The sequence below is a fragment of the Burkholderia mycopellens genome (genome assembly GCF_964265025.1).
Lineage (GTDB): Bacteria > Pseudomonadota > Gammaproteobacteria > Burkholderiales > Burkholderiaceae > Burkholderia.
The window spans coordinates 778,898-805,228 of record NZ_OZ183803.1; the positions used below are offsets into that span (position 1 = coordinate 778,898).

The 26,331-nt window shown below is 66.1% G+C and carries 22 protein-coding genes; 10 read left to right on the forward strand and 12 right to left on the reverse strand.

Annotation, left to right across the window (positions count from 1 at the left end; genetic code table 11):
* Positions 1–107 precede the first annotated feature (107 nt).
* Positions 108–1,142 (reverse strand): AraC family transcriptional regulator, encoded by a 1,035-nt coding sequence (locus tag ACPTTC_RS21770; protein WP_423393857.1) that lies wholly within the window; start codon positions 1,140–1,142, stop codon positions 108–110.
* A gap of 137 nt (positions 1,143–1,279) precedes the next feature.
* On the opposite strand from ACPTTC_RS21770, the gene ACPTTC_RS21775 reads away from it, so the two are divergent.
* The 6 genes from ACPTTC_RS21775 to ACPTTC_RS21800 all read left to right on the forward strand — a co-directional run bounded on the left by ACPTTC_RS21775 (position 1,280) and on the right by ACPTTC_RS21800 (position 8,795).
* The gene (locus ACPTTC_RS21775; RefSeq protein WP_175953212.1) at positions 1,280–2,413 is read left to right on the forward strand and encodes an acyl-CoA dehydrogenase family protein; all 1,134 of its coding nucleotides are present in this window, start codon (positions 1,280–1,282) and stop codon (positions 2,411–2,413) included.
* A gap of 205 nt (positions 2,414–2,618) precedes the next feature.
* Complete coding sequence (locus ACPTTC_RS21780; RefSeq protein ID WP_423393858.1) at positions 2,619–4,325, forward strand: AMP-binding protein; 1,707 nt, start codon at positions 2,619–2,621, stop codon at positions 4,323–4,325.
* Positions 4,326–4,426: 101 nt separating this feature from the next.
* Positions 4,427–5,950, forward strand: coding sequence for a CoA-acylating methylmalonate-semialdehyde dehydrogenase (locus tag ACPTTC_RS21785; protein ID WP_423393859.1), 1,524 nt, complete (start codon positions 4,427–4,429; stop codon positions 5,948–5,950).
* An 18-nt stretch (positions 5,951–5,968) separates the two neighbouring features.
* Positions 5,969–6,868, forward strand: a complete 900-nt coding sequence (mmsB, locus tag ACPTTC_RS21790; protein WP_011354325.1) for a 3-hydroxyisobutyrate dehydrogenase — start codon at positions 5,969–5,971, stop codon at positions 6,866–6,868.
* Entirely contained in the window at positions 6,868–7,659 is a 792-nt protein-coding gene (locus tag ACPTTC_RS21795) for an enoyl-CoA hydratase (protein ID WP_423395696.1), read from the forward strand. Before mmsB ends, ACPTTC_RS21795 begins: the two co-directional genes overlap by 1 nt.
* Positions 7,656–8,795 carry an enoyl-CoA hydratase/isomerase family protein gene (locus ACPTTC_RS21800; RefSeq protein WP_423393860.1) on the forward strand — a complete coding sequence of 380 codons (1,140 nt, stop codon included), beginning with the start codon at positions 7,656–7,658 and terminating at the stop codon, positions 8,793–8,795. The genes ACPTTC_RS21795 and ACPTTC_RS21800 overlap by 4 nt, the downstream gene beginning before the upstream one ends.
* Before the next feature lie 30 nt (positions 8,796–8,825).
* Here the strand turns inward: ACPTTC_RS21800 and ACPTTC_RS21805 are convergent, their stop codons facing one another.
* Complete coding sequence (locus ACPTTC_RS21805) at positions 8,826–9,755, reverse strand: LysR family transcriptional regulator (protein ID WP_423393861.1); 930 nt, start codon at positions 9,753–9,755, stop codon at positions 8,826–8,828.
* 175 nt (positions 9,756–9,930) lie between these two features.
* On the opposite strand from ACPTTC_RS21805, the gene ACPTTC_RS21810 reads away from it, so the two are divergent.
* Complete coding sequence (locus ACPTTC_RS21810; RefSeq protein WP_423393862.1) at positions 9,931–11,469, forward strand: MFS transporter; 1,539 nt, start codon at positions 9,931–9,933, stop codon at positions 11,467–11,469.
* A gap of 51 nt (positions 11,470–11,520) precedes the next feature.
* Here the strand turns inward: ACPTTC_RS21810 and ACPTTC_RS21815 are convergent, their stop codons facing one another.
* From ACPTTC_RS21815 to ACPTTC_RS21855, 9 genes are all read right to left on the reverse strand, one after another.
* Entirely contained in the window at positions 11,521–12,894 is a 1,374-nt protein-coding gene (locus tag ACPTTC_RS21815; protein WP_423393863.1) for an efflux transporter outer membrane subunit, read from the reverse strand.
* Between the two features lie 13 nt (positions 12,895–12,907).
* Positions 12,908–14,986, reverse strand: a complete 2,079-nt coding sequence (locus ACPTTC_RS21820) for a MacB family efflux pump subunit (protein ID WP_423393864.1) — start codon at positions 14,984–14,986, stop codon at positions 12,908–12,910.
* Positions 14,987–14,988: 2 nt separating this feature from the next.
* Positions 14,989–16,182 carry an efflux RND transporter periplasmic adaptor subunit gene (locus tag ACPTTC_RS21825; RefSeq protein WP_423393865.1) on the reverse strand — a complete coding sequence of 398 codons (1,194 nt, stop codon included), beginning with the start codon at positions 16,180–16,182 and terminating at the stop codon, positions 14,989–14,991.
* 373 nt (positions 16,183–16,555) lie between these two features.
* Positions 16,556–17,281, reverse strand: a complete 726-nt coding sequence (locus tag ACPTTC_RS21830) for a DsbC family protein (protein WP_423393866.1) — start codon at positions 17,279–17,281, stop codon at positions 16,556–16,558.
* 44 nt (positions 17,282–17,325) lie between these two features.
* On the reverse strand, positions 17,326–18,084 hold the full coding sequence (locus tag ACPTTC_RS21835) for a DUF3658 domain-containing protein (protein WP_423393867.1): 759 nt from the start codon (positions 18,082–18,084) through the stop codon (positions 17,326–17,328).
* Between the two features lie 1,003 nt (positions 18,085–19,087).
* Positions 19,088–19,663, reverse strand: coding sequence for an HD domain-containing protein (locus tag ACPTTC_RS21840; protein ID WP_423393868.1), 576 nt, complete (start codon positions 19,661–19,663; stop codon positions 19,088–19,090).
* A gap of 107 nt (positions 19,664–19,770) precedes the next feature.
* Entirely contained in the window at positions 19,771–19,980 is a 210-nt protein-coding gene (locus ACPTTC_RS21845) for a hypothetical protein (RefSeq protein WP_423393869.1), read from the reverse strand.
* Between the two features lie 116 nt (positions 19,981–20,096).
* A complete protein-coding gene (locus ACPTTC_RS21850) occupies positions 20,097–20,663 on the reverse strand; it encodes a helix-turn-helix domain-containing protein (RefSeq protein ID WP_423393870.1) in 567 nt (188 codons plus the stop codon).
* A gap of 82 nt (positions 20,664–20,745) precedes the next feature.
* Entirely contained in the window at positions 20,746–21,384 is a 639-nt protein-coding gene (locus ACPTTC_RS21855; protein WP_423393871.1) for a hypothetical protein, read from the reverse strand.
* Between the two features lie 342 nt (positions 21,385–21,726).
* On the opposite strand from ACPTTC_RS21855, the gene ACPTTC_RS21860 reads away from it, so the two are divergent.
* The 3 genes from ACPTTC_RS21860 (at position 21,727) to ACPTTC_RS21870 (ending at position 24,804) form a co-directional block, all read left to right on the forward strand.
* Positions 21,727–23,130, forward strand: a complete 1,404-nt coding sequence (locus tag ACPTTC_RS21860; protein WP_423393872.1) for an HdeD family acid-resistance protein — start codon at positions 21,727–21,729, stop codon at positions 23,128–23,130.
* Positions 23,131–23,226: 96 nt separating this feature from the next.
* The gene (locus tag ACPTTC_RS21865; protein WP_423393873.1) at positions 23,227–23,805 is read left to right on the forward strand and encodes a hypothetical protein; all 579 of its coding nucleotides are present in this window, start codon (positions 23,227–23,229) and stop codon (positions 23,803–23,805) included.
* Positions 23,806–24,072: 267 nt separating this feature from the next.
* Positions 24,073–24,804 carry a ribonuclease T2 gene (locus ACPTTC_RS21870; RefSeq protein ID WP_226195931.1) on the forward strand — a complete coding sequence of 244 codons (732 nt, stop codon included), beginning with the start codon at positions 24,073–24,075 and terminating at the stop codon, positions 24,802–24,804.
* 48 nt (positions 24,805–24,852) lie between these two features.
* On the opposite strand, the gene ACPTTC_RS21875 is transcribed toward ACPTTC_RS21870, so the two are convergent.
* Positions 24,853–26,313 (reverse strand): fatty acid desaturase family protein, encoded by a 1,461-nt coding sequence (locus ACPTTC_RS21875; protein ID WP_423393874.1) that lies wholly within the window; start codon positions 26,311–26,313, stop codon positions 24,853–24,855.
* Positions 26,314–26,331: the final 18 nt, after the last annotated feature.

Consider the following 26,331-nt stretch of genomic DNA (forward strand, 5'->3'; position numbering starts at 1 on the left):
CGGGCGGCGCGCGGCCGCGTGCCGTCCGGCTGGCGGAAAGGGCGTGAGCCCGACACTTAAAGAGTAGGCGGTTTCGACACAAAGCGCGAAACGACGGCCGGCCGGCTTCAGCTCGCGCCGCCGCCCCGCGCGAGCACTTCGTCGCGATAGTCGGCCGGGCTGCGCCCGCTCCATTTGCGGAACGCGCGGTAGAACGCGCTCGGCTCCGCGAAACCGGTCGCGGCCGCGACGTCGGCGATCGTGCGCGCGGGGTCGGCCAGCGCCTCGAACGCGAGATCGCGCCGCAGCGTGTCCTTGATCGACTGGTATGCGTGGCCTTCCTGGTGCAGCTTGCGGCGCAGCGTGGCCTCGGCCACGTGCAGCCGCGCGGCCATCCCGCCGGCGCCCGGCCAGGCAGCCGGCGGCATCCCGCGCAGCACCGCGCGCACGCGCTGCGCGAGCGCGTTCGGGTTGCGGTACTTGACGATGAAGCTCGCCGGCGCGTTGCGCAGGAACGTCTTCAGCGTCTTCGCGTTCTGCACGACCGGCAGCGTCGCGAATTCGGGATCGAAATCGACATACGAATCGGGCTCGTTGAAACGCATGTCGTCACAGAACATCGACGGGTATTCGTGGTCGGCGGGCGGCGTGTCGCAGCGGAAGCTCGCGTGCAGCAGCGGGATGCGCCGCCCGATCAGCCAGCAGGTGAGCCCGTAGACGATGATGAAATAGGTTGCGTACGTGAACATCGCGGGCGTCGCGCCGTTGTTGCGGTGCACGAAGCGCAGCCGCACGCGCTGCGGGTTCACGTCGAGCTCCGCGTGCAGGTCGTCGAGCACGCAGTGCATGAAATTCACCGCGCGCGCCATCGCATGCAGGCCGTCGCGCGCGGACAGCGCCGCCTGGCTCATCGCGATGAAGCTGCCGCTGCGCATCGGGTGGCGATCCTGCCCGAAAAACTCGTCGTCGAGCGCGCGCGCGATCGCGTTCCACAGCGCGCCGTATTGCTGCGCGGACACGCGTGCACGCGGCTGCCCGAGCAGCGCGGGTGCGATGCCGGCTTGCGCGAGCAGCGGCTCGGCCGCGACGCCGCGCCGGGTCGCGAGCGCGACGCTGTAAGCGACGAGGCTGATCGCGACGGTTCCCTTGTCTTCCTGCTTCATCCGTGCCGCCGGTATGGCAAAAACGCTCAGTGTAAATGAGCGACGCGAGCATCGAACAGTTGCGCCTGCTTGCCTACACTTGTTGCATCGAAACGCAAGGACGGTCGCGCCCGGCGGCCGCGGGAGACAGCAGCACCATGGACGAGCTTTACACCGAAGACCAGCGGATGATCCGCGACGCCGCGCGCGCGTTTGCCACCGAGATGCTGGCGCCGAACGCGGCGCAATGGGACCACGATGCGCACCTGCCCGACGCGATCGTCGCGCAGCTCGGCGAACTCGGCCTGCTTGGGATGATCGTGCCGCAGGAGCTGGGCGGCTCGTATACGGATTACGTGGCCTATGCGCTGGCGATGGAAGAGGTCGCCGCCGGCGACGCCGCGTGCGCGACGATGATGAGCGTGCACAACTCGGTCGGCTGCGGGCCGATCCTCGGCTTCGGCACGCCGGCGCAGAAGGATCGCTGGCTGGCCGAGATGGCGTCCGGCCGCGTGATCGGCGCGTTCTGCCTGACCGAGCCGCAGGCCGGCTCCGAGGCGAACAACCTGCGCACGCGTGCGGAACTGCGCGACGGCAAATGGGTGCTGAACGGCGCGAAGCAGTTCGTGACCAACGGCCAGCGCGCCGGCGTCGCGATCGTTTTTGCCATGACCGACCCGGAAGCCGGCAAGCGCGGCATTTCCGCGTTCCTGGTGCCGACCGACACGCCGGGCTTCATCGTCGGCAAACCCGAGAAGAAGATGGGCATCCGCGCGTCGGATACGTGCCCGATCACGTTCGAGAACTGCGCGATTCCGGAAGAAAACCTGCTCGGCAATCGCGGCGAAGGGCTGAAGATCGCGCTGTCGAATCTCGAAGGCGGCCGCATCGGCATCGCCGCGCAGGCGCTCGGCATCGCGCGCGCCGCGTTCGACAAGGCGCGCCGCTATGCGGGCGAGCGGGTGCAGTTCGGCAAGCCGATCGCCGAGCACCAGGCGATCCAGCAGAAGCTCGCCGACATGGCCGTGCAGATCAACGCCGCGCGCCTGCTCGTGCATCACGCGGCGAAGCTGCGCACGGCCGGGCTGCCGTGCCTGTCGGAAGCATCGCAGGCGAAGCTGTTCGCATCGGAGATGGCCGAGCGCGTGTGCTCGGACGCGATCCAGATCCACGGCGGCTACGGCTACCTGGTCGATTACGAAGTCGAGCGTCACTATCGCGACGCGCGCATCACGCAGATTTACGAAGGCACCAGCGAAGTGCAGCGGATGGTGATCGCGCGGCAGCTTTGAGCCGCGACGATTGCGTCGACAGAAGCATCACGCAGGGCACGAGGGCTGGGCGGTGAACGCGGCACGCAACGACGTGACCGTGCGCCGCAACGGAGACAACCGGGCATGGGCTGCGGCGCATGCGCGGTTCGACGCATGGAGACTTGCCACGGCATGGGACGAGCGTGCGCGCCAAAGCGCTGACGCTCGTCGACAGGAGACAACGATGACGGTACAGGCATTCCTGGACGCACGCGACTTTCTGCTGCGCCATCGCACCGACTACGACACCGCGTATCGCGAGTTCGAGTGGCCGGTGCTCGACGCGTTCAACTGGGCGCTCGACTACTTCGACCCGATGGCGCGCGGCAACGACCAGCCCGCGCTGTGGATCGTCGACGCCGCGACCGGCACGGGTGATCCGTATTCGTTCGCGCAGATGTCCGAGCGTTCGTCGCGGATCGCGAACTGGCTGCGCTCGATCGGCGTCGTGCGCGGCGACCGGATCCTGCTGATGCTGCCGAACCGCGTCGAGCTGTGGGACGCGATGCTCGCCGCGATGAAGCTCGGCGCGATCGTGCTGCCTGCCACCACGCAACTGTCGCCCGACGACGTACGCGACCGCGTGCGAATCGGCGGCGCGAAATACGCGATCGTCGACGAGAACGAAACCGCGAAATTCGAACAGGCTGATCTCGGCCTCGCGCAGAGGATCGTCGCCGGCGCGCCGCGCGCGGGCTGGCTCGCGATGAACGACGGCTACGCGGCGAGCGCCGCATTCAGCCCCGACGCCGTCACGCAGTCGAACGAAGCAATGCTGCTGTACTTCACGTCGGGCACGACGTCGAAGCCGAAGCTCGTCGAGCATACGCACCGCACCTATCCGGTCGGCCATCTGTCGACGATGTACTGGGTCGGCCTGCAGCCGGGCGACATCCACTGGAACATCAGCTCGCCGGGCTGGGCGAAGCACGCGTGGAGCTGCTTCTTCGCGCCGTGGAACGCGCAGGCGTGCGTGTTCGCGTTCAACTACGCGCGCTTCGAGCCGAAGGTGGTGCTCGATGCGCTCGTCAAATACCAGGTGACGACACTGTGCGCGCCGCCGACGGTGTGGCGCATGCTCGTGCAGCAGCCGCTCGCATCGTTCGACGTGAAGCTGCGCGAGATCGTCGGCGCGGGCGAGCCGCTGAATCCCGAGATCATCGAGCGTGTGAAGAGGGCGTGGGGTATCACGATTCGCGACGGCTACGGCCAGACCGAGACGACCTGCCTGATCGGCAACTCGCCGGGCCAGCCGGTCGTCGCGGGCTCGATGGGCCGGCCGCTGCCCGGCTACCGGATCGAATTGCTCGACCCGGACGGCGCACCCGTGACCGAAGGCGAGGTCGCGCTGCCGATCGGCGCCGACGTGACGCGCCCGGTGGGGCTGATGACAGGCTATGCGAACAATCCGGACGCGACGGCCTACGCGATGCGCGACGGCCACTACCGCACGTCGGACATCGCGATGCGCCGCGATGACGGTTACTACGTCTATATCGGCCGCGCGGACGACGTGTTCAAGTCGTCCGACTACCGGCTGAGCCCGTTCGAACTCGAGAGCGTGCTGATCGAGCATCCGGCGATCGCCGAGGCGGCCGTCGTGCCGAGCCCCGACCCCGTCCGGCTGTCGGTGCCGAAGACCTTCGTCGCGCTGCGGCAGGGCTACGAGGAAAGCCCGGAACTCGCGCTGGAGATTTTCCGCTTCTCGCGCGAGAAGCTCGCGCCGTACAAGCGGATTCGCCGCCTGCAGTTCGCGGAGCTGCCGAAGACGATCTCGGGGAAGATCCGCCGCGTCGAGCTGCGCCGCCGCGAGATCGAGCGCGGCGACGACGCAAGCGAACGGATGCCCGGCGAATACTGGGAAGAGGATTTCGCCGCCGAACTGAAGTGACGTGAGCGCGGGCCGCGCACGCCGCAATTCGCGGCGGCCGCCCGCAGCCGAATTGAACCGGCCGCGCGGCGATATCGCGCTTCGCGGCCCTCTGCAAGGAGATGGGATCGATGAACGCGAATTCGAAAGACGTGCCGATGGTCAAGCTGCTGATCGACGGCGCCTTCGTCGAGTCCGCCACGAACGAGTGGCGTGACATCGTCAACCCGGCGACGCAGCAGGTGCTCGCACGCGTGCCGTTCGCGACCGTCGCGGAAGTCGACGCGGCCGTGCAGGCCGCGCACACCGCGTATGCGACCTGGAAGAACACGCCGATCGCCGCGCGCATGCGCATCATGCTGAAGTTCCAGGATCTCGTGCGCACGAACCAGCAGCGCATCGCGAAGACGCTGACGGCCGAGCAGGGCAAGACGATTCCCGATGCCGAAGGCGACATCTTCCGCGGCCTGGAAGTGGTCGAGCACGCCTGCTCGATCGGTTCGCTGCAGCTCGGCGAATTCGCGGAGAACGTCGCGGGTGGTGTGGATACCTACACGCTGCGCCAGCCGCTCGGCGTGTGCGCAGGCATCACGCCGTTCAACTTCCCCGCGATGATTCCGCTGTGGATGTTCCCGATGGCGATCGTGTGCGGCAACACGTTCGTGCTGAAGCCGTCGGAACAGGATCCGCTGTCGACGATGGAGCTCGTCGAGCTCGCGATCGAGGCCGGCGTGCCGAAAGGGGTGCTGAACGTCGTGCACGGCGGCAAGGAAGTCGTCGATGCGATCTGCACGCATCCGCTCGTGAAGGCGATCTCGTTCGTCGGCTCGACTGCCGTCGGCACGCACGTGTACAACCTCGGCAGCGCGCACGGCAAGCGCGTGCAGTCGATGATGGGCGCGAAGAACCACGCGGTCGTGCTGCCCGATGCGAACCGCGAGCAGGCGATCAACGCGCTCGTCGGCGCGGGCTTCGGCGCGGCCGGCCAGCGCTGCATGGCGACGTCGGTCGCGGTGCTCGTCGGCAACGCGCGCGACTGGCTGCCGGACATCGTCGCGAAGGCGAAGGCGCTGAAGGTGAATGCGGGCGCGGAAGCCGGCACGGACGTCGGGCCGGTCGTGTCGAAGGCGGCGAAGGAGCGCATCCTGTCGCTGATCGACGCAGGCGTGAAGGAAGGCGCGAAGCTCGAACTCGACGGCCGCGATGTGAAGGTGCCCGGCTACGAGCAGGGCAACTTCGTCGGCCCGACGATCTTCTCGGGCGTGAAGACGAACATGTCGGTCTACACGCATGAAATCTTCGGGCCGGTGCTCGTCGTGATGGAAGCCGACACGCTCGACGACGCGATCGCGCTCGTCAACGCGAACCCGTTCGGCAACGGCGTGGGGCTGTTCACGCAGAGCGGCGCGGCTGCACGCAAGTTCCAGAGCGAAATCGACATCGGCCAGGTCGGCATCAACATCCCGATTCCGGTGCCCGTGCCGTTCTTCAGCTTCACGGGTTCGCGCGGCTCGAAGCTCGGCGATCTCGGCCCGTACGGCAAGCAGGTCGTGCAGTTCTACACGCAGACCAAGACCGTCACCGCGCGCTGGTTCGACGACGACACGACGGCCGCCCCGGTGAATACGACGATCCGGCTGCACTGAGCGGCGGAGGACACGAACATGAAAATCGGTTTTATTGGCCTCGGCCACATGGGCGCGCCGATGGCGCTGAACCTGCTGAAAGCGGGCCACGAAGTGCACGCGTTCGACCTGAGCGCCGACGCATTGCGCGCGCTGCAGGACGCCGGCGCACAGGTGGCCGCGTCGCCGCGCGATGCGGCATCGGGTGCGACGTTCGTCATCACGATGCTGCCGGCCGCGCCGCACGTGCGCTCGGTGCTGTCCGGCGAGAACGGCGTGCTCGCCGGCCTCGGCGCGGGCGCGACCGTGATCGATTCGAGCACGATCGACCCGGCGAGCGCACAGGCGTTCGGCGCGCTCGTGCGCGAGCACGGCGGCGCGTTCGTCGATGCGCCCGTGTCGGGCGGCACGGGCGGCGCGGCGGCCGGCACGCTGACCTTCATGGTCGGCGGCAGCGATGCGGATTTCGAGCGCGTGAAGCCGGTGCTCGCGGGCATGGGCAAGAACATCGTCCACTGCGGCGCGACGGGGATGGGGCAGGTCGCGAAGGTCTGCAACAACCTCGTGCTCGGCATCTCGATGGCGGCCGTGTCGGAGGCGATGTCGCTCGGCGTTGCGCTCGGCATCGACCCGAAGGTGCTGGCCGGCATCGTCAACACGTCGACGGGCCGCTGCTGGAGTTCCGATACGTACAACCCGTATCCGGGCGTGATCGATACCGCGCCGTCGTCGCGCGGCTACTCGGGCGGCTTCGGCACCGACCTGATGCTGAAGGATCTCGGCCTCGCGAACGACGCGGCGAAGCAGGCCCGCCAGCCTGTCTATCTCGGCGCGCTCGCGCAGCAGCTGTACCAGACGATGAGCAGCCGCGGCGACGGCCAGCTGGATTTCTCGGCGGTGATCCGCCTGTACCAACCGGCAACGAAGAAGGACGCGTGATGATCGAACTGGACTACGTCGACGATGGCGCGATCGCGTGCGCGACGCTCAAGCGTCCGCCCGCGAACGCCTTTACCGCCGACGGGCTTCGGCAACTGCAGGACACCGTCGCCGAACTGAATGCGAGCCCGCGCGTGCGCGCGCTGGTGATCACCGGTGACGGCCCGAAGTTCTTCAGCGCGGGCGCCGACCTGAACACGTTCGCCGAAGGCGACCGCGCGATTGCGCGCGCGATGGCGTCGCGCTTCGGCGCGGCGTTCGAGGCGCTGCACGACGCGCGCGTCGTGACGATCGCGGCGATCAACGGCTATGCGATGGGCGGCGGGCTCGAATGCGCGCTCGCGTGCGACCTGCGGATCGCGGAGACGCATGCGCAGATGGCGCTGCCCGAGCCGTCGGTCGGCCTGCTGCCGTGCGGCCTTGGCACGCAGACGCTGCCCTGGCTGGTCGGCGAAGGCTGGGCGAAGAAGATCATCCTGACCGGCGCGCGTGTCGATGCGGCTACGGCGCTGCGGATCGGCCTCGTCGAGGACGTCGTGGAGTCGGGCGCGTCGCGCGATGCGGCGCTGGCGCTCGCGCGCAACGTCGTGCGGCAGAGCCCGCACGCGGTCGCGTACAGCAAGGAGCTGATCGGCCTCGCGCGTCGCGGCGTGCCGCGCGGCGCGGCGCTCGCGGTCGAACGGGAGCGCTTCGTCGACCTGTTCGATACGAACGATCCGCGCGAGGGCGTGGCGGCGTTTCTCGGCAAGCGCGCGCCGCAGTGGCGTACCGACGGAGAGTCGCAACGATGAGCGCGCCGGTGACGAATCACGACGCGTTCGCGGAGCGCGCATCCGAGGTGCAGTTCCGCGTGGTGAATCGCGTGGCGCTGATCACGCTGAACCGGCCGGTCGCGCTCAACGCGCTGTCGTACGCGATGATCGGCGAGCTGGCCGCACTCCTCGAGCGCTGCCGCGACGACGACCAGATCGTCGCGGTCGTGCTGCGCGGCGCCGGCGAGAAGGGCTTCTGCGCGGGTGGCGACGTGCGCGCGCTGTACAGGATGGTCGCGCAGCGCGAAACCTGGCTGCCGTTCTTCGTCGACGAATATCGTCTCGACTACGCGATTCATACGTTCCCGAAGCCGGTGGTCGCGCTGATGGACGGCGTGACGATGGGCGGCGGCATGGGCCTCGCGCAGGGCGCGGCGCTGCGCGTCGCGACCGAGCGCAGCAAGATCGCGATGCCGGAGACGCGCATCGGCCTCGTGCCCGACGTCGGCGCGACGCATTTCCTGTCGCGCATGCCGGTCGAACTCGAGCTGTACGTCGGGCTGACCGGCGCGATGCTGTCGGGCGCCGACGCGCTGACCGCGAAGCTCGCCGATCTGTGCGTGCCGTCCGCATGGCTCGACACGTTCGAGACGCGCATCGAAAGCGTCAAGTGGGAAGGCGATGTGCTGGCGTTGCTGCGCAAGGTGTTCGAGCCGCCGTGCAACGTCGTGCCGCACGCGGCGCTCGACAGCCAGATGCCGTGGATCGTGCGTCACTTCGACAAGCGTTCGACCGTCGAGCGGATCGTCGCGACGCTGACGCAGGATCTTGCGCGCGAGGAGCTGTCGCGCGAGCACCGCCAATGGCTGCAGGCGACGCTCGAAGCGCTTACTGGCCACTCGCCGACGATGCTGTGCGTGACACGCGAGGCGTTGCTGCGCGGCCGCCAGATGACGCTGGCCGAATCGTTCCGGATGGAGCTCGGCATCGTCGCGCGCGCGATCGAGGAAGGCGACTTCTGCGAAGGCGTGCGCGCGCATCTCGTCGACAAGGATCGCAAGCCGCGCTGGGCGCCCGCGTCGCTCGTCGAACTGCGCGCCGAACGCGTACGGCATTTCCTGACGTCGCCGTGGAAGCTGTTCGCGCATCCGCTGGCCGATCTCGGCGCTGCGTGACGGCCCGACGCGCCGCGCGGCGCGTCGGTTTCATTTCATCTCGTTGACCTCATCCCGGCGCTCGATCATCGGCGGAATCGCCTGCGCGAGCGCGTCTATCACGCAACGCGTCTTGCGCGGCAGGTAGCGCGTCTTCGGCCAGATCGCGTGGATGTCGCCTTCGCAGACGAAGCAGCGATCGAGCACGACCGTCATCTCGCCGCGCTTCACGTAGTGATCGAGCAGCCAGCTCGGCAGCCAGGCGATCCCGAACCCCGATGCGCCGGCCGCCGCAATCGCCTGCACGTCGTCGAAACTGAGCTGGTGCGGCATGTCGACACGCACCGTCGAGCCGTCCGGCGCGCGCAAGTCCCACGGTTGAATCACGCCCGAACGTGAATACGCGATCGTCCGGTGGTCTTTCAGATCGTCGAGTGTCTTCGGCATCCCGTAGCGGGCGAGATACGACGGCGCCGCGCCCAGGCTGCCGTACTGCGTGCCGAGCCGCCGCACCGCGAGGCTCGTGCTGTCCGCAAGCGTGCCGATGCGCACCGCGAGGTCGATGCCTTCCTCGACGAGATCGACGAAACGGTCGGTGATCGACACGTCGATCCGCAAATGCGGATAGGTGCGCGCGAGATCGAGCACGATGGGCGTCACGCAGTGGTGCCCGAACGCAAGCGGCACGCTCAGGCGCAGCTTGCCGCGCGGCTCGTTGCGGCCGCAGTCGAGGTCGGCTTCGGCCGCTTCCAGTTCCGCGAGCGCACGCACGCAGCGGTCGTAGTACGCCTGGCCGTCGTCGGTCAGGCTCTGGCTGCGCGTCGTGCGCTGCAGCAGCCGTGCGCCGAGCCGCTTCTCGAGCCGCGCGATCGCCTTGCCGACGGCCGAGCGCGCCATGTCGAGCCGCTCCGCGGCGAGTGCAAAGCTGCCCGATTCCACTACCTGGACGAAGGTCGTCACGCCGTCGAGTCTGTCGGTCATGGGAGGAGGTGATTGAGTCCTGCAGTTCCCCAGTCTGGAGAAATGCGTGCGTCAATGGGGATGAAAATTCTCACTATAGTACCGATTCCCGCCCAGCGTGCGTCGCCGGCCGCACGCGGCGAATCCTTCTCACCTGGAGGCGCGCGGCCCGTTCCCGGGCCGTGGCGCAATACGCATGACGCTATCCGACTCCCGCAGGAATGCGGTCGCACTCGCGGCCGTCTGTCTCACGTCGCTGATGTTCGGCCTTGAAATCTCGAGCGTGCCGGTGATCCTGCCGACGCTCGAACACGTGTTGCATGGCGATTTCAACGGCATGCAGTGGATCATGAATGCGTACACGATCGCGTGCACGACCGTGCTGATGGCGGCCGGCACGCTCGCCGACCGGTTCGGCCGCAAGCGCGTGTACGTGATCGGCACCGTGCTGTTCGGCGCGACATCGCTGCTGTGCGGGCTCGCGCCGAACGTGCCGGTGCTCGTCGCGGGCCGGCTGCTGCAGGGCGCCAGCGGCGGCGCGATGCTGATCTGCCAGATTGCGGTGCTGTCGCACCAGTTTCGCGAGGGCCGCGAGCGTGGCCGCGCATTCGGGATCTGGGGGATCGTGTTCGGCATCGGGCTCGGTTTCGGGCCGATCGTCGGCGGCGCGATCGTCGCGCTGGCAAGCTGGCCGTGGGTGTTCCTCGTTCATGCGCCGCTCGCGGCCATCGCGCTCGTGCTGATCGGCGGCGCGGTGCGGGAGTCGCGCGATCCGCATGCGGGCCGGCTCGACGTGGCAGGCATCGTCACGCTGTCGCTCGCGGTGTTCGGCCTGGCGTTCAGCATCACGCAAAGCGCGGAACTCGGGCTGACCAGCCCCGCCGGCCTCGGCGTGCTCGGCGCGACCATGCTGGCGCTGGCCGGCTTCTTCATCGCGGAACGCGCCAGCGCGCGGCCGATGTTCGACTTCTCGGTATTCCGGATTCGCGCGTTCACCGGCGCGATCTTCGGTTCGATGGGGATGAACTTCAGCTTCTGGCCGTTCATGATCTACCTGCCGATCTGGTTCCAGGTCGCGCTCGGCTACGACAGCGTGACGGCCGGCCTCGCGTTGCTCGCGTACACGTTGCCGACGCTGGTCGCGCCGCCGCTCGGCGAACGGCTCGCGTTGCGCTACGGGCCGGGCGTCGTGATCCCGGGTGGCCTGTTCACGATCGCGGCGGGCTTCGCGCTGATGCGGATCGGCAGCGCGGCCGACCCTGCAAGCTGGATCACGATGCTGCCCGGCTGCGTGATCGCCGGCATCGGGCTCGGGCTCACGAACACGCCCGTGACCAATACCACCACGGGTGCGGTGCCGAGCTCGCGTGCCGGAATGGCGTCGGGTATCGACATGAGCGCGCGGATGATCTCGCTCGCGCTGAACATCGCGGCGATGGGCTTCGTGCTGGTCGCGGGAATCGTCGCGAGCCTGAAGGCCGGTATCGCGGGCACGATCGGCGACGCGGCGCTGCGCCGGCTCGCGCAGGAAATCGCATCCGGCCGTACCGACGCGCTGCACGAGATCGCACCGGCGCTCGCGCAGGCCGACCCGACCGGCGCGGCGCTGCACGCGGCGCTCGTGCACGGGTTCGGCTGGGTGATGATGTACGGCGCCGCGGGCGTGGCCGTGCTCGCGACGGCGAGCGCGGTGGCGTTCGCACCGGCGCGGCGCGGGGCGCCCGTGTGCGAATGATGCCGCGCGCGGCTGGTACGGCTGGCGCGGCCGGCCCGGTGCGCGCCGCGGTCAGGACGTCCCGCCGCCGAGCGCGCGGTACAGCGTCATCTGGTTGTTGAGCCGGTTCAGGCGCGTTTGCGCGTCGGCGCTTTGTGCGTCCCGTAGCAGCCGCTGCTGGTCGAGCCATGGCTGCACGGCGGTCGCGCCGGCCGCGAAGCGCGCGGCGGCAAGCCGCTCGGCGCGCTGCGCCTGGGCCAGCGACAGCGCGCGCTGTTCGGCTTCGCGTTCGAGCTGCACGCGCGCCGACAGCGCGTTCTCGACTTCCGCGAGCGCCGTGTAGAGCTTCTGGCGGAATCCGACCACGGCTTCCTCGTACTGTGTCTTCGATACCTTGATCTGCAACTGCATCGTGTTCCACTGGATGAACGGCAGTGCCAGGCCGAGCCCGAGCGTGCCGACCGGATTCGCGAGCACGCGCTCGAGGCTCGTGCTCGACGTGCCGGCCTGGCCGGTCAGCGTGAAGGTCGGGTAGAAGCTCGTGCGTGTCGCGTCGACCTGCGCGAGCGACTCGCGCAGCCGGAATTCCGCCGCGCGCAGGTCGGGGCGCCGGCCGAGCAGGCTCGCCGGCAGGCCGGCCGCCACGTCCGGCGGTGCCGCATCGGGCAGTGCCGACGGCTCCGCCGCGCGTTGCTGAGGCGGCCGGTCGAACAGGATCGCGAGCGCGTGGCGGTTCTCGGTGCGCTGCTGGATCAGTTGCGTCTGCGCGGCGCGTTGCGCGGCGAGGCTCTGTTCGGCCTGCGCAAGGTCGAGCCCTGACACCGCACCGGCCGCGTGCCGCGACCGGACGATCGCGAGCGTGCGGACCGCATCCGCGATGTTCGCGTCGCCGAGCGCGATCTGCCGGTTCAGATAGCCGATCTGCCAGTACAGCGACGCGGTCGTGCCGATCAGCGACAGCCGCGCGGCCTCGAGATCGGCGGCCGTCGCGTCGGCCTCCCAGCGTGCGGCGTCGCGCAGCGCGGCCAGCCGGCCCCACAGGTCGATTTCATAGCTGAGCGAGCCGGTCACGCCGCTCGTCCGGCTCATCCGGTGCGTATCGAGCGTGCGCGACACGGCGCCGTTCGCGCCGAGCGATACGGTGGGCGTCAGGTTCGTATCCGCGAGCCCGGCCTGCAGTTGCGCGCGGTACACGCGGATCGCCGCGATCGCGAGGTCGTTGTTGGCGCGCAGCGCGTCGTCGATCAGCGCGTCGAGTTGCGGATCGCCGAAGCTGCGCCACCAGTCGCGCGTCGTGGCCGGCGCGCCAGCCGCGACCGGTGCTGCCCAGTTCGCGGGCATCGCGACGGCGGGCAGCGGTTCATGGCGCGCACCCGCGCAGCCGGCGAGCAGCGCGGCCGCGCACGCGAATGCGCCCAGGCGGTGAAGCGGTGAGGAATGCGTCATGGCAGGCCTTGCGTCAGTCGCGCGCGAGCGCATCGATCGGATCGAGCCGCGACGCGTTGCGCGCGGGCATGAAGCCGAAGATCACACCGGTGAGCGTCGAGCAGACGAACGCGGTCACGATCGCGCCGGCCGAGAACACCATCTTCCACTGCGCGACGAACATCGAGAACAGCGCGCCGAGCCCGAACGACAGCACGATGCCGATCGTGCCGCCGAGCAGGCAGACGAGCACGGCTTCGACGAGGAACTGCTGCAGGATGTCGGACTGGCGCGCGCCGACCGCCATCCGGATGCCGATTTCGCGCGTGCGCTCGGTGACCGACACCAGCATGATGTTCATCACGCCGATCCCGCCGACGACGAGCGAAATCACGGCGATCAGCGACAACAGCAAGGTGAGCGACTGGCCGGTCTTCTCGACGGTCTTCACCACGCTGTCCATGTTGTACGTGAAGAAGTCCTTGCGGCCGTGGCGCTGCGTCATCAGCTTTTCGAGGCTTTTCTCGGCGGCGGCGCTCGGCTGCCCGTCACGCACGCGCACGGTGATGCTGTCGAGATAGCGCTGCCCGAAGAGACGCCCGCTCGCGGTCGTGTACGGCACCCACACGTTCAGGCTTTTCACGCTGCCGAACGCGCTCTTCTTGTCGGCCGTCACGCCGATCACGACGCAAGGCACGTTGTCGACCAGGATCACTTCGCCGATCGGGTTGCGCATCGCGCCGAACAGCTTGCGGCGCGTGTTCTGGTCGATCACGGCCACCTGCGCCTGGCGGCGTACCACGTCCTCGTCGAACGCGACACCCAGCGCGAAACGCATCCCGCGCGCCTGGAAGAAGCGGTCGCCGACGCCGCTCACGAGCGCGTTCACGTCGACGTTGCGGTAGCGCAGCAGCAGCGTGCGCGACGTTTCGGGCGTCGCGCTGTCGACGTACGGCTGCTCGGCGAGCGCGGCGACATCGGCGGGCACGAGCGTCTGGATCGTGTCGGCGCGGCTGTCGCCCCAGTCGGTGCCCGGATAGAGGTTGATCGTGTTCGTGCCGATGCTGCCGATCTCGTCGAGCATGTAGCGCTTCGCGCCTTCGCCGATCGCGACGATCGACACGACCGACGTGATGCCGATGATGATGCCGAGCATCGTCAGCAGCGTGCGCAACCGATGCGACACGAGTGCGATCCACGCCATCCGGCAGGCCTCGGCGAAGCGGCCGGAGCCGGCCGCGAAGCGTCGTGTGCGGGTGCCGGTATCGGCGTCGTTGTCGGTGCCGGCGCGCGCATCGGTGTCGACGGCTGCGGGCGGCGGCGTGTCGTGGCGACCGCGTGCGGGTGATTCGCCGGCTGCAGCTTCGGTCGCTTCCTCAGCGTCTGCTGCGTCCGCGCCCGCTTCCGCGAGGGCTTCCGCATAGTGCCGGTTCGGCCGGTCGGCGACGATCTCGCCGTCGCTGATCTCGATGATGCGCTTCGCATGGCGCGCGACGGCCTTGTCGTGCGTGACGATGACGATCGTATGGCCGAGCGCGTTCAGCTCGTGCAGGATGCGGATCACGTCCTGGCCGCTTTTCGTGTCGAGCGCGCCGGTCGGTTCGTCGGCGAGGATCACCTGGCCACCGTTCATCAGCGCACGCGCGATGCTCACGCGCTGCTGCTGGCCGCCGGACAGTTGGCCGGGGCGATGGTGCGCGCGATCCGCGAGCCCGAGGCGCGCGAGCAGTTCGCGGGCGCGTGCGTGCCGCTCGGCGCGCGGCGTGCCGGCATAGATCGCGGGCATTTCGAGGTTCGCGACCGCGTCGACGTGCGGCAGCAGGTGATAGCGCTGGAACACGAAGCCGAAGTGCTCGCGGCGCAGCTGCGCGAGCTCGTCGCTGTCGAGCATGTGCGTGTCGCGACCGCCGACCGTGTAGGTGCCTTCGCTCGGGTGATCGAGGCAGCCGAGGATGTTCATCAGCGTCGACTTCCCGGAACCCGACGCGCCGACGATCGCGACGATCTCGCCCGCGTGGATCGACAGGTTGACATTGTTCAGGACAACGACATCCTTGTCGCCGGCCGGAAATCGTCGGGTGACGGCCGCGAGTTTCAGCAGGGACTGGCTCATCGTCACACCACGTCCGACAGCGGCGCATGGTCGTCCCCGGCCGCTTCGCCGATCACGACGCGCTCGCCGTCCTTCAGGCCGGCCAGCACTTCGACGCGCACGTTGTTGTTGATACCGATGCGGACGTTGCGCGTTTCCGTGCTGCCGTCGGCGCGCAGCACGCGCACCGCGTAGGTGCCGTCCTTGCGTTTTTCGCCGAGCGCGGCCGCCGGAATGCTGAGCGCATTGCGCGCGTTGCCGAGCACGATGTTGACTTGCGCGGTCATCGAGATGCGCAGCCGATGCTCGGGATTCGGCACTTCGAACAGCGCGTTGTAGAACACGGCCGAGTTCGGCTTCGTGCCGCCGCCCACGCCGCCGCCGAGCGCGCTCTGTGCTTCGGCGTAGTTTTGCGGCGCCGGCTCGATCGCGCGCAGCTTGCCATAGTGGCGCTTGTCCGGTTCGCCGAGGATCGTGAAATACGCGGTCTGGCCGGCGCTCACGCGGATCACGTCGGCTTCCGACACCTGCGCCTTCACGGTCATCGTGTCGAGATCGGCGAGCTTCAGGATCACCGGCGCCTGTTGCTGCGCGATCACGGTCTGGCCTTCCTGCGTGACGACCGCGACGACCTCTCCGTCGATCGGTGCGACGATGCGCGTGTAGCCGAGGTTGGCCTGCGCGGTCTCGATCTGGATGCGGGCCGAGCGGATCTGCGCGGCGAGGGACGCGAGCGTCGCGCGCTGCACGTCGAGCGTCGCGCGGGCGGCCTCGAACGATTCGCGCGACGTCGCATCGTCAGGCAGCATCGCCTGCTGGCGCCGGAACGCGAGTTCCGCTTGCGTGAGTTGCGCGGCGGTCGATTGCTGTTGCGCGCGCAGGCTATCCTCGCTGGCGCGCGCCTGACGCAGCGCGTTTTCCGAGATCACGGGATCGATCTCGGCGAGCCACTGGCCCTTCTTGACCTTGTCGCCGAGCTTGACCTTCAGCGACTTCAACTGCCCCGATACCTGCGCACCGACGTCGACCTGCTTGAACGCCTGCAGCGCGCCGGTTGCCAGCACCGCGTTCTCGAGATCGCCGCGCGTGACGGGCGCGGACAGGTATTGCGGATGCTTGTCGGGTGCGCACGCCTTCAGCGTGACGCCGGCGGCGATGGTGATGATGGCAAGGGAAGCCAGCACGATGCGCCGGCGGCGATGGGTCTTCTGAGTCATGAGCGTGCGGCGAGGATCAAGCGGTGCCGGCGATGCGTACGGCCGGGCGGGACGATTCGGTTGGCGTCGCATGTCGGGCGGGTTGCCCGCGACGGAATCCGCGTACGCATCGCGCGGGCGTGCCGAGTCGAATCAGGCGCTCATGGTAAGCGAGGAAATCACGCCAAATCGTGTGGAAATTGTGCCGAATTGTGCCGACGACATTGCCGGATCGAATACTGAGCGCTGTCATCGGTGCAATCAGTGAAATTGGTGAGCAAGCTCAAGTGCGTGGAGACGGTGGTTGCGCGCTTTAGCTCGTCGACTACGAGCGATAGGAAAAACGGTTTTCGAGCTTTTTTGCGACGAAGAATAGCTCGGAAAATGGATGTCGTTACATTCGATCAATTCTGGCAGTTAATTCTTTTCCGGAAATAAATCCTTCGACTCTTTCGCCGGATGGCAGGAACGTGGTTGGTGTTCCCTTGATGTTTAGTTTCTTTCCCAACGAGATAAGCTCATTGATGACGTTCGATCGACATGGTGTGCGAGGTACAGCGATTTTTCCTCTTTGTGCCCACTGTTTCCATGCCAGTGACGGGTTTTCAGAACAAAGAATCATCTCGGATTTTGTAACGGAGTCGGCGGAAAGGGTGGGGTGCAGGAAAATATAAATGGTTGTGTTTGGGATGCTGTCTAGCGTGGGGCTCATTTTTTTACAAAATGAACAATCCGGATCGAAGAAGGTGGCGATTATTCGCTTGCCATTTCCATTTTTTATTTTTATTGCATAATTAAATGGAAGATCGGCGACGACTATGCTGTTGATTTCATTGAATCGAGTTTCTGTAAGGTTTTCTTGGTTGGAAGTGTTGATTATATTTCCAATGACGACATACGCGCCCGTCGGATTGCTGTAGAAAACCCGAGAGCTAGCGACTACCTCGTATAGACCGACGATTGGAGATTCGCTGACGGCCTCTATTTTCAATTCTGGAATTTTCGCTTGCAGGATTTTCTTCAATTTTTCTTCTTCTTGAGCGGCGAATGAATTGCTATGTATGGCGGCCAGGATGGCGGCCAGGAGCAACGCCGCCTGCAATTTCGAATTTCCGGACATAGTGGTTGAGTTTCGTAGTCTGAATGATTGTGCAAAAGAGTGGTCTATGGGGTTACTAATCGTATCTGGGTTTGTGTAATGTCCGAGTCAGTCTGTTTTGCTATGACGCCGTCCACGACGAGTTTCTCAAGTTGATGGTAAAGAAAAATGTCACCCGGAAATTGCTGATGTTCGGCACGGAGATTTTCCATTATCCGAAGTACCGGTAACGGAGAGGGCTCCCAGTCGGCCGTCACGGAATCGATGATGTATTTGTCAAAGCTTGATGACGTGAAGGACTGAATTTTTCCGATTGGGTTGATTAATCTGAAGTCTGAATTCTCATTGACCAATATATTCCATTCTTGAATGTAAAGGTCGATTTCGCTTGACGCTTTTATAACTGCGTTACCGAGGGATTCGATAAAATTCTCGGAATTTGAGGGTGCAGAATGAATGTCGTGAATGTTGCGCGAAATCATTGAAAATTGTCGTGGCCTGCTTACGCTTATCCAGTGCAGGAAATTCGCATACTCGTCGGATGAAAGCACATCTACCCACGTGTAAATTTCATTGAACTCGTCGGTTGCGGTAAAGGCTTCATCGATTTGTATATTTTTTGGTGTATAACCAAAGTGCTCGATAAACCATGCGGAGAGCGTTTGAATGCTACGGTTCTTGAGTGGCCCGAAGTGCCAGTCCCCATTAATAAAAATGCATGAACCTGTAATGTTTTCGCTTGCTGCTGCAGATGAAACGGCATCAAAGGCAGCCTCGGAGAATGTTACATGGAGCACTTTTGTGTGATTTGTCTCGGAACTCATGGAGATGCCTCGGTGTAAGGTTTGGATTTTAAGGATGCTATGTGATTTTTAACAAAATGGCAAACTCGCCGCGAGTGATTGGTGTTTGTCGAATGATATTTTGTCGTTGCTGGAGTGGGGCACCCGCGACGAGAGACTTGGTGTTTATACGGTGCAGCCGTTTATCATCGGCCACCACCCATTTGAACGATTGCATCTATTTAGACAATCCGCACATTTCGTCATGCCGGAGTTGCTGCCGGGTCTGCTGCCGTATCGTTGGATGCACATCGTGTAAGAGATCGAGCAGTTTGTAAATGCTCGTTGATTGGAGCTATTTGGCCCCTCCAGAATTCTATTGGCAAGCCCATCCGCAGTGGCAATGCCGGAATGGAGCAGAGTAAGGGCGGTGACTGAGGCAGCCACGGTCGATCGGATGATCTTCCTTGTCAAGATTCGCAGCTTGATATTCATCAAAATCTCCTTCATGGAGGGTTGTGGAAAATTTCAAGGCTTTCTAGTGCAAAGGAAATTTGAATTAAGGATTTGTTATGTCCCTTCATTTTCTAGTTTGTGTGTTTGCTAGATTAGGTTGAGATTGATGGTTTTTCAACTAATTACTTTTTCGAGATTAATAAATTGTTTCTGATTGTTAAAGTGTTAATTTTGTGAAATTAAATTGAGATTGGGTTTGTGTTCTTTGTTTTTCTTTCAATGATTTGAGAGGGGGCGTTGACTCAGGGGCGTCGCAGAGCTTGATGGAGCGGGACGAAGTCTTTCAAGCGTCTGGACAGCGAATGAAGGGGCCGGCTTCAAGTGCCGTGCGTCGGCTTGTCATCGGTTGGCGTTTCTAGAGACCAATATGCACGTCGGCCAACAGACATGTGCGAGAGTCGCTGTCGCAATGTCGACCATTGGCACAAAAGGAGCGATTTCGCGTTTGGTATGGTGAGTGCAGCGGCACCGCGATTCTGGATGGCAGCGTAGGAGTCAGGCAGACGGTATTCGCTTGATTGCGCGAGGGTTACCTGCGAAGTGCATCGATCCTGCATTGCGTATCCGCGTCGACGATCTCGCGGATCGCGCTGAATAGCGGCGCGGCGTCGGTATAGCGGCGACCATAGCCGAGATTGAACGCGTAGTCGAAATCGGGCGGATTGCAGCCCTGGTTGTGCTGCAGGATCGTTTCGAGCTTGTCGAACGCCTTTGCCGCGCGCGCTTCCGGCGTAGCCGCCGCCTCGTATTCATCCCACAGTGCGACGATCTCGTCGCGCGGTGCGGCGTCGAGCGGCGCGGTCAGCGTCAGCAGATCGTCGCGTTCGTGCGCGCTTTTGTTGGGGTGCGCGGCCTGTTCGATCGCGGGGATGTCGCCGTGCAGCGCCTCGCCGAGATCGTGGACGACGCATAGCTTCAGCAGCTTCAGCGTGTCGATGCCGGGCAGCGCGTCCGCGAACACGAGCGCCATCAGGCACAGCCGCCAGCTGTGCTCGGCCGTGCTTTCCGCTCGCCCGGACGACGTGTAGCCGCTGCGCAGCACATCCTTCAGGCGTTCGGCTTCGCGCAGGAAAGCGAGCCGCGCGTGGATCGTATCGGGGGTCATGGTCGGCGTCCTTGCGATGAGCCGCCAAGCGTAGTGCGGGTGGGCGCGGTTCGTCCACGCATGAAATATGCGTGGTGCGTGCGGGATCGGGGCGCTTCGTCGCGCGCCTACCTCGCGAAAAGCCCGGCCCAGCAGAACAGGGCGAAGAAGCCCGTCTGTACAACGACGATCAGGGTGAACAGGTAGGGGCGGCTGCGGCGCGCCACGCGCCTGCCACCGGCGTTCGCCACCCCCGAGCGAAGCGCGACCAGCACGGCGGCGCCCGTATAGACAATGAACGCGACGATCACGAGTTCTCGCATGACATCCGTCGGCATGTGGCATGTCCCCTGGGCGTGCCGCCCTTTACGTTCGCATCTTTTGCGTTGCGTGCCGGACACGTCGAAGCAGCCGTGCCGTTGCCGGCGTGCGGTTCTTCATCGCGACCCCGCAATCACGCATCCTGGAGCGTCTCGACGAGCCGCGCGGCCGACCCGTCCGACAGCATCATCCGTGTCCATCGGCACACGCTGCCGCGGATCGGCACGACATGCGACGCATTCGCGCCGGTGTCGAATTCGACGCTCGGCGGCCCTGCATGGTCGTGCCAGCCGAGCGTGTCGAGCTCGGCTTCCATGCGGACGATCTCCGGCGTCGCGTAGCGCCACAGCGACGCGCCGAGCAGCATCGACAGCGGCTGCGAGAATTCGGCCGCGCGCGCGGGCGAACAAGCGAGCAGGCGGTGCGTGAGGTCGCACACGAGATGCATGCGGCCCGCGCTGCCCGCGATGAGCCGCGCGAGCGCGTGGTCGCCCGCGGAATCGAGGCGCGCGGCGAGCAACCGCTCGGCGGTCGCGCGCTCGTCGGGCGACATCTGCTGAATGCCGGCTTCCCAGCGCGAGATCGTCGATTGCGCGACGCCGAACAGTTCGGCCGCATGGCTTTGCTTGACGCGATGCAGCGCGCGCCAGCGCTTGAGTTGCGGGCCGAGCGGGGGCGTGTGAAGCAGTGATGCGGTCATGGCGATGCTCCGGTTGCGGTCGTTGTGTGCGCTCGCGTGCCGCGGGCTGTCGACGTCGGTACGGTAGGAGCACCGCGCGCCGTTACATGATCCGAAGGCCGCCGTTTGCGTGGATCGCGATGGCCGCGAACGGCACGAGCACGATGCCGCCCAGCACGAGCACGCCGTCGGCCGCAACGGTGATCGGCGTGGCGAGAATTCGCAGGCCCATGCCGACGACGGACGGCGATTCCTGGATGTACACCGAGTACTGCTTGTTGAACGGCTGCGTGACGCCTTTGTCTTTCGCGGCGAAGCCTTCCGTCGAGTAGCGTTTGCCGTCGATGTCGCCTTCGAGCACGAGACCGGCTGGTTCGGCGACGAATCCGTCGGCGGCGGCCGCCTGTCGATCGTCGTCCGACGCGTCCTTCGGCAACACGATCCGGTAGTGGCCGGTGACGCTGCCGCCGGTCGCATGAAAGCCGGCGAACGTCGTGTGCAGCGATTTCCGGTAGCCGGACAGCAGTACCGGCCGCAATTGGGCCGGCAGATCGAAGATGTAGTGGTAGCGCATGCCGAGCACGACCAGTTTCTTGCCGTCCTCGGAAATCATGAATCCGGATACGTATTCGCTGTATGCGTCGTCCTTGTACAGCTTCGGCGTGAAGCAGCCCGACAGCGCAAGGCTGCTCGCGGCGACGCCGGCGGCCAGCAGGCGCCGGCGCGTGATCGATGTGCTCATTGTTGTTGTCCCGTCTGGTGCGGCTCGGTTCAGTGGCTTTCGCCCTCGGAAGCCGGATTCTCGCGTATCCGCCGCGCGTTGTCGAACGGGATATCTGCCATGGCAGCGGTCGGCGACCGCTGCCCGCGCGGTGCCGATAACCGTACCGTCGCGCTTTCAAGCGTCTTCGCCATATCTTATTATTCGGCCAGTGCGGGGGCTCCCGGCCGCCAACGGTCATGTAGACGCATGACGCGCCGGTACGAATTACCGCCTTTCGGCTTGCGCGTCGCACGATGCGCGGTCGAAACGACAGGAAACGCGTGACCAGCGCGTTTCCCGAAAAAATGACGAGAGGGCGCGATGGTACGGCTGGTCTTGCTGCTGCTGGGCATCGAATACTTGCGCACCCGCTGGCGCGGGCTGACCGTGCTCGGCTGGGTATGGGTCGTCGCGGGCGTCGTGATCTTCGTCGATGCGCTCGACGGCGCGCTGCATTTCCCGATCCAGATCTTTGCGTGGCTGTTCCTGATCGAGGGGCTCGCAACGCTCGCGGTGGCCGGCAGCGGCGTCGGCGGGCAGCGCATCCTGCGCTACGTGAAGGGGATCGTGGTCGTGGTTGCCGCCGGGCTCGTGTTCGCGGGGCATCACCACGGCCATTTCCTGCTGTCGATGATCTTCGGCACGCTATTTCTCGTCGACGGGCTGCTGCAGTGCACGGCAGCGTGGATGGTGCGCTATCGCCGCTGGAACGTCGCATTCGCATGGGGCGTCGTCGAGATCCTGCTGGCGATCTTCTTCTATCAGCCATACCCGACGCACTACGTGGGCACCGTGCCGTACTGCCTCGGCCTGCTGCTGATGTTCGGCGGGATGCACATGCTGAGCCTCGCCGCGCGCGTGCGGCGGCTGACGCGCAATCCGGCGTTCGCGGCATCGCCGGCGCCGGCGCTCGCGCCGGATCTCGACGATACGCGCGACCGGCCGCATGTCGCGCAGTCCGAATGGGACGGCCCGCCGGCCGACGGCGAGCATGCGCTCACCGTGCACGTGTGGACGCCGACCGGCACGTCGAAGGCCGAAGCGCAGCGCTATCCGGTGATCGACCGCTATATCGCGGCCGTGGACGTGAACGGCGTGATCTCGACCGGGCACGCGGCGCTGGAGGCACCCGAGGGCATCTATATCAGCCTGTATCCGGGTGTCGAAATCGATCGTTCTCCGGACGAATTCACGCGCATCCTGCGCGCGACACCCGAAAACGACGTGCCGGGCCTGTTCCAGCCCGACTACGCGACCGAGTCGAAGGCGTGGTGCCCGTCGACCGTGCGCGTGCGGATCCGCAACTACGATCCGGCGAAGCTGGACGCTTTCTGGTCGTCGTACCGGCAGGACGCGACGTACAACCTCACGCACCGCAACTGTTCGAGCACGGTATCGAACGCGCTCGAAGCCGCGCTCGACGGTGCGGTGTGGCGGTTGAAGGGCGCGCATGCCGGGTGGGGCGCGTTCGTGCGGTTGCTGCTCACGCCGGAGCTGTGGGTCGCCGCGCAGATCCGCAAGCGCGCGGTGACGATGGCATGGACCCCCGGGCTCACGCTCGACTATGCACGCGCGCTCAGCATGCTCGCCGATCCGCGGCCGTTCGCGTGGTGGAAGGTCGCGCGCTCAGCCGTGAAGGCGATCATGGTGTCGCGCCGCACGTGGCGCGAGCAGGACAACGCGGCGCTGTCGCCCGGCGGATCGGAGGCTGCGTCGATGAAGTGATCGCGTGCCGCCGGGCGCGGGCCCGGCGTCACTGCGGCTGCCACCGCGCGGTCGCGCGATGTTGCCCGCCACGAGAACCCCCATACGCAAACAACAATGAACAAGACGAGCGCATTCCGCATCCTGATTCCCACCGCGCTGGCGCTGACGAGCGCCGGCTTCGCGCAGGCGAGCGTGGACGAAGTGCCGCGCATGAGCGACGACGTGTACCGGACGTCGGTGTCGTTCTGCTCGAACGTCGCGGCCGCCGAGAAGATCGAGTGCCAGGGCGACATGATCGCCGCAGGCAGCCGGATCGTCGCGGCGATCGGCGGCCTGCCGCCGGCATCCGCCACGTCGATCGACGAAGGCGCGCGCAACAAGCTGCCGGCCGCGGAGCGCAAGGGGCTCGCACCGGTCGTGCCGGGTGCGATCGACAAGGACGACGACCTTGCCGGCCTCGCCGGCATGGTGCGCCTGTGCGACGTGTACGAATCGGAACCGGCGTCGCGCGCGCGACATCACGCGGCGCTGAAGCAGCAGGCGCCGGACGCCGCACCGCGCGTCGAGGCGTTGCTGGCCGATGCGTCGACGGCGGCGCGCCAGCGCGTCAGCATCGGCGTGTGGCAGATCCTCGCGCTCGAAGGCCCCGAATCGATCACACGCGCGTGCACGCAGCTGGGCGCCGGATCGTGAGGGGCGGCGTGCCGCATGCGTACGCGAGCCGGTGTCGATAGTGCGGCGTCCGCGGCGGTGCCGGCCGGTCAGTCGCTCACGATCGTGGCCGGCCTGATCCGCACCGGCTTGCCCAGCGTGCGGGCGACCGGCGAGGCCTGCGTCGCGTCGCGCGTTCTTTCGTCCACCTTCACATTCGTGCCACGTTGCGTCGGCAACAATCGCGGACAGACATTCGACAACCTTGCGGCGCATCCCGCGACCGCAGGCCTTTTCCGAGGAAACGCCATGCTCAAGACGCTCGCCCGCGCCGCTGCCGCACTCGCCGTCGCTTCCGTTTCACTGCACGCCGCCGCGCAGACCAGCTACGACTACCTGTTGCTCGCCGCGTCGTGGGAGCCCGGCTTCTGCGCGTCGCACGACACGCCCGAATGCACGAACCTCGCCGGCACGTACGCGGCGACGAGCCTGTCGCTGCACGGCCTGTGGCCGAACAACTACGACGGCAACCAGCCGTTCTACTGCGGCGTGCCGCAGAACGACATCGACCTCGACAACGCGCACCAGTGGTGCAGCATGGATGCGTATCCGATCAGCAGCGCGACCCGCAACACGCTGTCGACGTACATGCCGGGCGTCGCGTCGTGCCTCGACAAGCACGAGTGGTTCAAGCACGGCACCTGCTCGAACTCGGCGACGCCCGATGCGTACTGGAACCAGGCGTCCGGCATGATCAGCCGGCTCGGCAACACGTCGTTCAACACGTTCCTGCAGGCGAATGCGGGCAAGACGGTCACGCGTAACCAGCTGCTGTCGGCGTTCGAAGGCGCATTCGGCAGCAATACGCGCAGCGCAGTGTCGCTGAAGTGCACGAAGACGAATGGCGTCAGCTACTTCACCGAAGCGTGGATCGCGGTGAAGACCAATGCGACCGCGCAATTCCCGAGCGCCGCGTCGCTCGTGACGGACGGCAATACGCAGGGCACGTGCCCGACGTCGGGCGTGTATATCGCGAAGTAACGGGGCAGGGGGGGCGACGGCGCGCGATATCGTGCACGCCGTCGCCGGTCACGGCTTCGGCGGGATGCCCGACCACAGCAGCCGGGCCAGTTCCGGTGCGTCGAGCTGCGGCTCGTGTTCGTCGATAACGTCGGGCAGCGCGTGCCACGGCACCGCCGGATTCCGGTGATGCTGCAGATGAAGGTTGATGTGATACGGCCACACGAACACGCGGCCGATCCAGCCCGTGCGCCACGAATACGTCCAGTCGGCCCAGCCGGGCGTGGCCTGCGGGCCGCCGCTGTGCTCGGCCATGCTGCGGATCTTCTGCAGCAGCACCGACAGCGTGAGCAGCGGCGCGAACCATAGCGCCGCGACCAGCAGGATCGTTCGCGCGGAACAGGCCCACACGAGCAGCGCGACGATCACCGCCCATACGGCCAGGGCCGCCTGGAACGGCGGGCCGAGCCGCGTGTTCTGCCCGCCCGCGCGCCGGAATGCCGCCATGTTGCGCACCATGTTCAGCACGAACAGATCGCCGAGCAATTGCCGCGCGAGCGGCCATGCGTCGAGCGGCCGGAACCGCCACGGCTGGCCGTGATAGAGAAACCGGCGCTCCGGGTCCTGCGCGGTGCCGAGATGCCGGTGATGCGCGAGATGCAGCGGCCGGTAGAACTCGACGGGTACGAGCCCCGGCACGCCGATTGCGACGTTGATCAGGAAGTCGTTGAAACCGCGACGGCGCGTGAGGTGATAGTGGGTCGCGTCGTGATACAGGATGAACAGCGCATGCTGCCGCGTCGCGACGACGAGCACCGCGAGCGCATACAGGTACCAAGCGCCGAGCGTGACGGCCACGCGGATCGCGACGACGATGCACGCCCATTCGAGCAGCGCGGCCGCAATCGTGCGCAGGTCGACCTCGATGCGCAGCAACGCGAGCGTGAACGTGCCGGCCGCGATACCGGTCGTGCAGCCCCATGCGACATCGGCGGTGCGATGCTGGCCGGTGGTCAGTACCGTCACCATCAGCAGCACGCTCCACGCGGCGAACAGCGCGGCTGAGCGTTGCCGCAGCGCCAGCAGCACGATCGCGATCGCGACCGGCAGCGCGACGTGCCCGCTCGGCGATGCGGCAAGCGGCGTATCGATTCGCTGCAGCCACGCGATCCAGCCGTCGTGAGCGGGCGGCCACGCGACGGCGGTCGGATGCAGCAGATGGCACACGAGGCAAACGCCGGCCGCGAGCGCGCCGGCGAAGAACGCCGGCAGCAGCCATGCACGGCCGTGCCCGAGCCAGACGAGCGCGGGCATCGCGAGCAGGTAGCTGAGGTAGAGCGGCACGGTGCCGGGCAGCAGCGGAACCGCGCGATCGAGCGCGCTCGCCGGAATGAGCGTGACCGGCCCGAGCGGCAGGTGCGTGACGAATGCGTAGAACGCGCCCGTCACGACGAGATAGGCGGCGAGCAGCCGCCATGGCCGGGCGATCGGCGCGTCGTTCGCATCCTGGCGGAAAACGGCGTGGGACATGGCGGGAGCGGGCGGGTG